The sequence below is a fragment of the Mycobacterium sp. genome, assembly GCF_032162605.1.
Lineage (GTDB): Bacteria > Actinomycetota > Actinomycetes > Mycobacteriales > Mycobacteriaceae > Mycobacterium.
Genome location: NZ_JAVROT010000339.1, coordinates 1 through 9,324, shown reverse-complemented (window position 1 = coordinate 9,324; position 9,324 = coordinate 1). Strand labels below are relative to the sequence as shown.

Sequence of the window (9,324 nt, the reverse complement as noted above, 5' to 3'; positions counted from 1 at the left end):
CGCCGAGCACCAGGTCGACCTCGTCGGCCACCGGGACGCCGGTGTTGGTCAGCGTGTCGGCGTAGGCCGCGAGTTGCAGCAGGGCCTCCGCCTTGACCGAGCGCGCGAGCTTGGTGTCCCGCAGCCGGTAGCGATCTCCGTCGAGCACCAGGAAGTCGGCGAAGCCGACGAACCGACCGTCGAACATCGCCGCCTGGTAGATGACCGACGAACGGTCCTCGACCGCGCGCCTGGTCTGGTCGGCCGCGGCGCGCAGGCCCGCGGCGGTGTACGTGGGGCGGCCGATCACCGTGACGTCGCCGAACTCGGCGCGCAGGTCGTCCAACTGGCGGCGTTCGTGCTCGTCACCGAGAGTCGAAGTGCGGGCGAGCAGTTCGTCCTCGACTTCGATCCTCGGGCTGCGTCCCAGTTTCGCGTCGAAGGCGCGAAGCAGCGCGTACTCGCACCGCGCTGCGGCGGCGAGATCGGATGCGCTGTAGACGACGCGGTCGTCGCCCCCATCGCCCAAGACGAACACGTCCGCAACTGTAGGTCAGGACGCCGACGTCGAGCGGCTAGCCGGTGTTGCCGATCAGTTCCACACCGTTGCCGTTCCAGCGGAATCGCACGATGCTCTTGAGCTTGCTGGTCTCGTCGAGGTACATCAGGGCGATCGTGTCGCCAGTGGTGGCCGTCTCGTCGATGCCGTTGAAGCCGTAGGTGTCTGGCACGCCCGTGGGGATGACCTTGCCGAGGTGAAACAGCACGGCGCGGGTGTTCGGGTTGTCGGCGTTGGTGTTGGCCTTGATGACGATCGCCGACAGCTGCGCGCATTCGCTGTAGTTGCCCGCCAGGGGTTCTGAGCTCCACGGCTGGCCGCTGCGCGGGTCGCGGGGCAGCTCGGAAACGGCCTTCGCGATCTCGGGCGCAGCCAGGTTGATGGCGCACGGGTCGGCGGGCGCAGGTGCGGGCGACGGACCGGAGGCGACCGTCGGGGAAGGTGCCGGGGGAGCCGTCTGTACAGGTGCGACCGTGGCCGCGGGCGTCTTGGACACCGTCGAGTCGCTCGCCCCGCAGCCTGCGAGTACCGCGACTGCCGCCAGAACCGCGAACCACCTCACTGGGACATCACTGGGACATTATGAAGGGCGGCCGAGAGGCCTGGACGTCATCATGGCCTCATCGTGGGGGAGAGCTGCGAGTACCCGTAGACTGCAACCTCGATGACGTCTGAAGAACCCGACGCGAAGAGCGCGGAAGTGACCTTTGCTGACCTGCAGATTCACCCTTCGGTGCTGCAGGCACTCGCCGACGTCGGTTACGAATCGCCGTCAGCAATCCAGGCGGCCACGATTCCGCCGATGATGGCGGGTTCCGACGTCGTCGGGCTGGCGCAGACCGGAACCGGCAAGACCGCGGCCTTCGCCATCCCGATCCTGTCCAGGATCGACACCTCCAGTCGCACCACGCAGGCGTTGGTGCTGGCTCCGACGCGGGAGCTGGCGCTGCAGGTGGCGGAGGCGTTCAGCCGATACGGTGCGCACCTCCCGGTGCACGTCCTGCCGGTGTACGGCGGATCGTCGTACGGTCCACAGCTGGCCGGGCTGAAGCGCGGCGCCCAGGTGGTGGTCGGCACACCCGGCCGGGTGATCGACCACCTGGAGAAGGGCAGCCTCGACCTCTCGCACCTCGACTACATGGTGCTCGACGAGGCCGACGAGATGCTGCAGATGGGCTTCGCCGAGGACGTCGAGCGGATTCTCTCCGACACGCCCGAGTACAAGCAGGTGGCGTTGTTCTCGGCCACCATGCCGCCCGCCATCCGCAAGATCACCTCCAAGTACCTGCACGACCCCGTCCAGGTCACGGTGAAGTCGAAAACCGCCACCGCGGAAAACATTTCGCAGCGCTACATCCAGGTGGCCGGGCCGCGCAAGATGGACGCGCTCACTCGGCTGCTCGAGGTAGAGCCGTTCGAGGCGATGATCGTGTTCGTCCGGACCAAGCAGGCCACCGAGGAGGTCGCCGAGAAGCTTCGCGCGCGGGGATTCTCGGCTGCCGCGATCAACGGCGACATCGCTCAGGCCGTGCGCGAACGGACCATCGCGCAGCTCAAGGACGGGACGATCGACATCCTGATCGCCACCGACGTGGCGGCGCGCGGTCTCGACGTGGAGCGCATCTCACACGTGCTGAACTACGACATCCCGCACGATCCCGAGTCCTACGTCCACCGCATCGGTCGCACCGGCCGGGCGGGCCGGTCCGGCGCGGCGGTGCTGTTCGTCACGCCCCGCGAGAAGCACCTCCTGAATTCGATCGAGCGGGTCTCCCGGCAGAAGCTCGTCGAGTCCCTGCTGCCGTCGGTCGACGACGTCAACGACAAGCGGGTGGAGAAGTTCCGCGAATCGATCACCGAGGCCCTGAACGCACCGGGAATCGAGTTGTTCCGCAAGCTGATCGAGGGTTACGAGCGCGACCACGACGTGCCGACGGCCGAGATCGCCGCTGCGCTGGCGGTCCAGAGCCGTGGCGGTGGCGAGTTCCTGATGACGGAGCCGCCCCCGGAGAAGCGCAAGGAGCGGCCGGCACGTGAAGACGGTCCGCCGCGCAAGTCGCGGGACCGCAACCGCGACGACCTCGCGACGTACCGCATCGCGGTCGGGAAGCGCCACAAGGTCGGTCCCGGTTCGATCGTGGGCGCGATCGCCAACGAGGGTGGCTTGCACCGCAGCGACTTCGGCCACATCACCATCAAGATGGACCACTCGACGGTCGAGCTGCCCGCGAAGTTGTCGAGGGAGACGCTGAAGAAGCTCGAGCACACCCGCATCTCGGGTGTTCTCATCAACCTTCGGCCCGACCACGGTCCGCCGCACCACCACCAGTCGAAGTGACGTCGGCTGACTCCCCTAGGCGATCATCTGGACGGGTAGCCGCCCTGACCGGCATTCGCGCGGTCGCCGCAATCCTGGTGATGCTGACGCATGCCGCGTACACCACGGGCAAGTACACGCACGGCTACGTCGGGCTGTTGTTCTCGCGCGCGGAGATCGGCGTCCCGATCTTCTTCGTGCTGTCGGGCTTCCTGTTGTTCACGCCGTGGGTGCGGGCCAATGCCTCGGGTGCAAAGCCGCCGTCGGTTCGCCGCTACGCCTGGCACCGGGTGCGGCGCATCATGCCGGCCTACGTCATCACGGTGCTCGCGGCCTTCCTCGTGTACAACTTCCGCACGGCGGGGCCGAATCCCGGTCATACCTGGATGGGGTTGTTCCGCAACCTGACGTTGACGCAGATCTACACCGACGACTATCTCTTCTCCTACCTGCACCAGGGGCTGACGCAGATGTGGAGCCTCGCCGTCGAGGCCGCGTTCTATGTGGCGTTGCCGATGCTGGCATACCTGCTGTTGGTGGTGCTGTGTCGCAGGCAGTGGCACCCGGTGCGCCTGATCCTCGGACTCCTGGTGCTGTCGCTCATCAGCCCGGCGTGGCTGGTCCTGGTCCACACCACCGGCTTCCTGCCCGACGGCGCGCCGCTGTGGCTGCCCACATATCTGATGTGGTTCGTCGGGGGCATGCTGCTTGCCGCCCTGCTTCCACTGGGGGTGCGCGCCTACGCGATGATCTGCATTCCGTTGGCGCTGGTCTGCTACTTCATCGCCGCGACCCCGATCGCGGGCGCGCCGACGACGTCACCGGCAGAACTGCGCGAGGGGCTGGCGAAGGCGTTCTTCTACGCGCTGATCTCGACGCTGGTGGTGGCCCCGCTGGCGTTGAGGGGAAGCGACGGCGCCCAGGGTTGGTACACGCGACTCCTGGCCGCGCGGCCGATGGTGTTCCTCGGTGAGATCTCCTACGAGATCTTCCTGATCCACCTGGTCACGATGGAGTTGGTGATGGTGGAGATCCTGCGGTTTCCGATCTACACCGGCTCGATCTTCTGGCTCTTCGTCGTCACGCTGGTGGTGACGATCCCGTTGGCCTGGCTGTTGCACCGCCTTACGCGGGTGCGAACCCAGGCTCCCGCGATTCGCACTAGTTAGGCTAGCTTACCTAAGTCGATTGGAGGTAAGCATGGCAACACAGACGCCGTCGCGCGGGTTGACCGGTCTTCCTCGAGTCCGCGCACGACGACGACCGCGAGCTGCCGGTCGCCAGGGGCGAGGTCACGTGGATCGACCGCAAGAACGACGCCGCGGACCACTTCGGTTGGGTCGCGTGCGACAACCGCACCACCCGTGCCGTCGCCAAGATCTTCCGCGAGGACTACAGGATCCGGCGCAAGGCCGTCAAGGCTAAGGCCTACTGGGCGGCTTGACCGGTTACGACGGCCATTCTGCAAAGAGCCCCGTCGTCCGACGGCTGCCACCTAGGCTGTGAGTCTCGAAAGCGAGCAGCCCGTTTCGAGATCGTCCATGCGGCGATCACTTCGGCGAGTGGACGTCAATGAGCTCTCTCGATCAAACGCCGTTGGTCCGGCGTGACATTCTTCCCGTTCCCGACGTCGCGCACATCGGACTCACGACGTACGACGCGAAGGACCCCGATACCAGTTATCCGCCGATCAGGGATGTACGGCCGCCCGAGGGCGCGCCCAACGTGTTGGTCGTCCTGATCGACGACGTCGGCTTTGGCGCCAGTAGCGCTTTCGGCGGACCATGTGAAACGCCCAACTTCGAAAAGTTGGCCGCAGGGGGACTGAAGTACAACCGGTTCCACACCACTGCGCTGTGCTCGCCGACCCGCCAGGCGCTGCTGACCGGACGTAACCACCATTCCGTCGGCATGGGAAACATCACCGAAACCGCCACGGCTGCCCCCGGATACACCTCGGTGCTCCCCAACACCAAGGCGCCGTTGGCGTTGACGCTCAAGCTGAACGGTTATTCCACGGCGCAATTCGGCAAGTGCCACGAGGTTCCCGTGTGGCAGACCAGCCCGGCCGGTCCGTTCACCGCATGGCCGACGGGCGGCGGCGGTTTCGAGTACTTCTACGGCTTCATCGGCGGCGAGAACAACCAATGGGATCCCGCACTGTACGAGGGCACCACTCCCATCGAGCCGCCGAAGACCGCGGCCGAGGGTTACCACCTGACCGAGGACCTGACCGACAAGGCGATCAACTGGGCGCGCCAGCAGAAGGCGCTGCTGCCCGACAAGCCGTTCTTCATGTACTTCGCGCCGGGGGCCACGCACGCGCCACACCACGTACCACAAGAGTGGATCGACAAGTACAGGGGCAAGTTCGCTCACGGCTGGGACCGCCAGCGGGAGCTCACGTTCGAGCGGCAGAAGGAACTGGGCGTCATCGGCCCAGACGCCGTGCTGACTCCGCGTGACGCGGAGATCCCGGCCTGGGACGACATGGATCCGGCGCTGCGGCCCGTGCTCGAGCGTGAGATGGAGGTGTACGCCGCGTTCCTGGAGCACACCGACCACCATGTTGGTCGGTTGCTCGATTCCCTCGGGCCGGTGCTCGACGACACGCTTGTCTACCTCATCGTCGGTGACAACGGGGCGTCGGCGGAGGGCACGCTGCAGGGTGCATTCAACGAGATGGCCAACTTCAACGGCATGGCCGACATCGAGACCCCCGAGTTCCTGGCGTCGAAGATCGACGAGTTCGGTGGCGAGGGTTCCTATGGCCACTACGCGGTGGGCTGGGCGTGGGCGATGGATTCGCCGTACCAGTGGACCAAGCAGGTGGCGTCGCACTGGGGCGGCACCCGCAACGGCACGATCGTGCACTGGCCCAAGGGAATCGCGGACAAGGGCGGCCTGCGTAATCAATTCACCCACGTCATCGACCTGGCGCCCACCGTGCTGGAAGCGGCTGGCATCGTGGCGCCGACACTCGTCAATGGCGTGCTGCAGAGCCCCTATGAGGGCACCAGCATGCTCTACAGCTTCAACGACGCCGATGCGGCCGAGCGCCACCAGACCCAGTACTTCGAGATGTTCTGCAATCGCGGCATTTACCACAAGGGCTGGAGCGCGGTGACCAAGCACCGCACGCCGTGGGCGATGGGGGGAGCCGTGATGCCAGCCTTCGACGACGACGTGTGGGAGCTCTACGACGGCAACAGCGACTGGACACAGGCCAATGACCTGTCGAAGGAGAATCCGGAGAAACTGCACGAGCTGCAGCGCCTTTGGCTGATCGAAGCGGTGAAGTACAACGTGCTTCCGCTCGATGACCGCCAGATCGAGCGCATCAACCCCGCAAGCGCCGGCCGGCCATCGTTGATCAAGGGCAACAGCCAGTTGCTGTTCGCGGGCATGGGCCGACTGTCGGAGAACAGCGTGGTCGACATCAAGAACAAATCGTTCGCCGTCACCTCTGAGGTGGACGTGCCTGCCGACGGCGCCGAAGGCGTGATCATCGCCCAGGGTGGTCGATTCGGCGGCTGGAGTCTTTACGCAAAGGACGGTCGAGCCAAGTTTCACTACAACGTGCTTGGCATCAAGTCGTACGACATCGAAGCGACCGAGCCTGTTCCCGCCGGTACCTCCCAGGTACGCATGGAGTTCGAGTACGACGGCGGCGGCATGGGCAAGGGCGGCGACGTGACGCTCTACTATGACGGCAAGGAAGTCGGCAGCGGCCGCGTCGACCAAACGCAGGGCTTCATCTTCTCCGCCGACGAGACGACCGACGTCGGCTACGAGTCCGGCACCACCGTCAGCCCGGACTACACCGCCCACACCAGCCGCTTCAGCGGCAAGATCGACTGGGTACGAATCGATCTGGGTGAGGACGCCAAGGACGCCGACCACTACATCGACCCCGACGAACGCTTCCGGGTGGCAATGGCGCGGCAGTAGCTCAGCGCGCCGCGTCGCCCAGCCTCGGCGCCAGCTCTGTCATCAGGGCAGGCAGCACGAACTCCTCGAGCATCGCGCGCTCCTCGGCCTCGTCGTGGCCTGGGAACACGAGTAGCGAGACCATGACGCGCAGCAGCCAGCGAGCTCGCCGCTCGACGTCCTGCACGCCCAGCGCCGCCAGATAGGCCTCAGTGCGCGCCTTGATCACCTCGGAGCGCTCGGCCATCTCGCCGCCGATGGGGCGCTGAGTGGGCGCGAACCACGATGACAGCGCCGGGCTTTCGCGGACCTGACGCAGCGACGCGATGATGCCCTCGACGAGTTGCGCGCCGGGCTCGCCTGCGGCGGTGACCTGCTCGCCCAACTCGCGGAAAACCCGGTGGGCCTCCCGGTGGACGTAGGCGGTGTAGAGCGAATCGCGATTCTCGAAGTAGCGGTACAGCGTCGCGCGGGAACACCCCGCCGCCTTGGCGACCTCGTTCATGCCCACACTCGCCGCATCGTGCTGCGCGAACAGTTCGTCGGCGGCGTCGAGGATCCGATCCGCCGCGGCCCCGGTCCGGCTTTCGGCTAGCCAGTCGGCCATTACTGGACCGAAATCCCGGGTCGCTTCGCTCCCGACCGCCGAACCCGAAACGGCACCGACAGCGGTCGGCGCACGTAACTGCCGCCCGCCCATACTATTTCGGCCTCGTCGACCTCGAAGTCGGGAATGCGCGCCAGGAGCTCCTGCAGTGCCACTCGCGACTGCATGCGGGCCGCCGCTGCGCCCAGGCAGTGGTGCGCGCCGTGGCTGAAGGTCAGGATGTTGCGCGGCTTGCGCGTGACGTCGAGGTCGCCGGCATCGTCGCCGTACTGGCGCTCGTCGCGGTTGCCCGACCCGTACAGGAACATCACCCGGCGGCCCTCGGGGATCATGGTGTCTGCGATGGTCACGTCGCGGGTCACCGTGCGGCCCAGCATCTGCACGGGGGAGGTTAGACGCAGGAACTCGTCGACGGAATCGCCTATCAATTCCGGGTTTTCGACCAGCAGCCGTCGTTGATCGGGCCGCTGATGCAGCAGCTGTACCGACCCGCCGAGCATGCCGGTGGTGGTGTCGTTGCCGCCGGTGACCATGGTGAACGTGAATGCGAGGATCGACAGCACGCCCGTGATGTCGCCGTCGGCGCCGACGCCTGCGGCAACCAGGTGCGAGACGGTGTCGTCCTCGGGCTGGACGCGTCGGCGTTCGATCAGCGCGGTGAAGTACGACATCATCGCGCCCAGCGCGTCGCCGAGTGTCTCGAGCGCCCCGCCGATGCCGCCCTCGGCGGTGTTGGCGGCGACGATCGCGTCGGTCCAACCGTCGAACTGGTCGCGGTCGGACTCGGGCACCCCGAGATAGTGCGCGACGACCATCGACGGCAGCGGCTTGAACAGCTCGGCTACGATGTCGCCCCCGCCGTTCTTGAGGATGCGATCGATCCGTTCTCTCACGTAGTCGCGGACCTTCGGCTCAATCGCCTCGACCTGGCGCGGGGTGAAGCCACGCGACACCAGCTTGCGGAACTCGGTGTGCACCGGTGGGTCCTGCATGACCATCGGCGGGTTGTCGGCCAGTCCGATCATCTCGAGCTCGCCGTAGTTGACCGTCAGACCCTGGGCGGAGGAGAACGTCTGGTGGTCGCGGGCGGCGGTGAAGATGTCGCCGTGCCGTGACAACACGTAGTAGTCGTGGTCGGGGTTGTCCGGCACGACGTGATGCGCGGGGTCGCGGTCGCGCAGTGCCCGGTACATGGGCCACGGTTCGACCCAGGTCGCGGCGTTCGCCAGCTGGAACCGGGCTGAACTGTTCTGAGACAATATGGCTGACATGTCTCATGAATACGACAATGGTGTCTCCTTGTCAAGGTTCCCTCGTGGCGCGAGCGCGCGTGTCTGTCCGCGACACGCCGGGTGGACTTGGCAGGTTGCGCACGCTCGGCCGCCCGTCGCGTATCCCCCATTCAGTGGACCTCGAGTTCATCCGGTACCTCCACTGTTTGCCCGACATACATCGCGCCCGCGCCGCGTCATAGTTGTCCCATCGCCGGAATGCACCCGGGGGTTAAAACGAAATACACACTCACACAAAAGGATTGATGAGATGACGAGTATCACCCGCACCTGCACCCGCTTCATCGCCGTGCCCGCTATAGCCGCCGGGATCATCGGCGGCGCGGCCCTCGGCCTGGCCGGCATGGCGAACGCCACGCCAACCACCACCGCGCCTGCGCCGAGCGGCCCCGGCTATCAGTACTACCCGGACACCTATGCCAAGCCCGTGCCGACGCAGGCCCCCGGCTGGCATAACCACCACGGCCCGAATCACATGAACTGAGCCTTGAAACGGCGAGCCTTCCCCCTGAGGGGGGAGGGCTCGTTCGTATTGGGACCGCCGACCGACAGATCGGCGCGCGGTGGACGCAGCAGACCGGAGCTAGATCGCGGCGCCGGGGTTGAGGATGTTGTCGGGGTCGAGTGCCCTCTTGATGCG

The 9,324-nt window shown here is 66.2% G+C and carries 8 protein-coding genes and 2 pseudogenes; 5 read left to right on the top strand and 5 right to left on the bottom strand.

The features are described from left to right. Nucleotides 1–517 (bottom strand): annotated as a pseudogene (locus tag QOI01_RS19360) (nuclease); the annotation flags it as partial. Nucleotides 518–554: 37 nt separating this feature from the next. Beyond that, a complete protein-coding gene (locus QOI01_RS19355; protein WP_526383759.1) occupies nucleotides 555–1,100 on the bottom strand; it encodes an LppP/LprE family lipoprotein in 546 nt (181 codons plus the stop codon). Nucleotides 1,101–1,202: 102 nt separating this feature from the next. Here QOI01_RS19355 and QOI01_RS19350 point away from each other — a divergent pair, with 102 nt between their 5' ends. The 4 genes and pseudogenes from QOI01_RS19350 to QOI01_RS19335 all read left to right on the top strand — a co-directional run bounded on the left by QOI01_RS19350 (nucleotide 1,203) and on the right by QOI01_RS19335 (nucleotide 6,806). Further along, entirely contained in the window at nucleotides 1,203–2,876 is a 1,674-nt protein-coding gene (locus QOI01_RS19350; RefSeq protein ID WP_526383757.1) for a DEAD/DEAH box helicase, read from the top strand. Then, on the top strand, nucleotides 2,873–4,024 hold the full coding sequence (locus QOI01_RS19345; protein ID WP_526383755.1) for an acyltransferase family protein: 1,152 nt from the start codon (nucleotides 2,873–2,875) through the stop codon (nucleotides 4,022–4,024). The genes QOI01_RS19350 and QOI01_RS19345 overlap by 4 nt, the downstream gene beginning before the upstream one ends. A 65-nt stretch (nucleotides 4,025–4,089) precedes the next feature. Continuing rightward, nucleotides 4,090–4,299: pseudogene (locus QOI01_RS19340) on the top strand (SIP domain-containing protein); the annotation flags it as partial. Between the two features lie 128 nt (nucleotides 4,300–4,427). After that, on the top strand, nucleotides 4,428–6,806 hold the full coding sequence (locus tag QOI01_RS19335) for an arylsulfatase (RefSeq protein ID WP_526383753.1): 2,379 nt from the start codon (nucleotides 4,428–4,430) through the stop codon (nucleotides 6,804–6,806). 1 nt (nucleotide 6,807) lies between these two features. Here the strand turns inward: QOI01_RS19335 and QOI01_RS19330 are convergent, their stop codons facing one another. Together QOI01_RS19330 and QOI01_RS19325 are read right to left on the bottom strand one after the other, a co-directional pair. Then, complete coding sequence (locus tag QOI01_RS19330; RefSeq protein WP_526383752.1) at nucleotides 6,808–7,392, bottom strand: TetR/AcrR family transcriptional regulator; 585 nt, start codon at nucleotides 7,390–7,392, stop codon at nucleotides 6,808–6,810. Further along, nucleotides 7,392–8,663, bottom strand: a complete 1,272-nt coding sequence (locus QOI01_RS19325; protein WP_526383750.1) for a cytochrome P450 — start codon at nucleotides 8,661–8,663, stop codon at nucleotides 7,392–7,394. Before QOI01_RS19325 ends, QOI01_RS19330 begins: the two co-directional genes overlap by 1 nt. A 271-nt stretch (nucleotides 8,664–8,934) precedes the next feature. Between QOI01_RS19325 and QOI01_RS19320 the strand changes: the two genes are divergently transcribed. Then, nucleotides 8,935–9,168 (top strand): hypothetical protein, encoded by a 234-nt coding sequence (locus tag QOI01_RS19320; protein ID WP_526383748.1) that lies wholly within the window; start codon nucleotides 8,935–8,937, stop codon nucleotides 9,166–9,168. 99 nt (nucleotides 9,169–9,267) lie between these two features. Here the strand turns inward: QOI01_RS19320 and QOI01_RS19315 are convergent. After that, nucleotides 9,268–9,324 (bottom strand): FAD-linked oxidase C-terminal domain-containing protein (locus QOI01_RS19315; protein ID WP_526383761.1); only part of this gene is annotated, 57 nt, incomplete at its 5' end.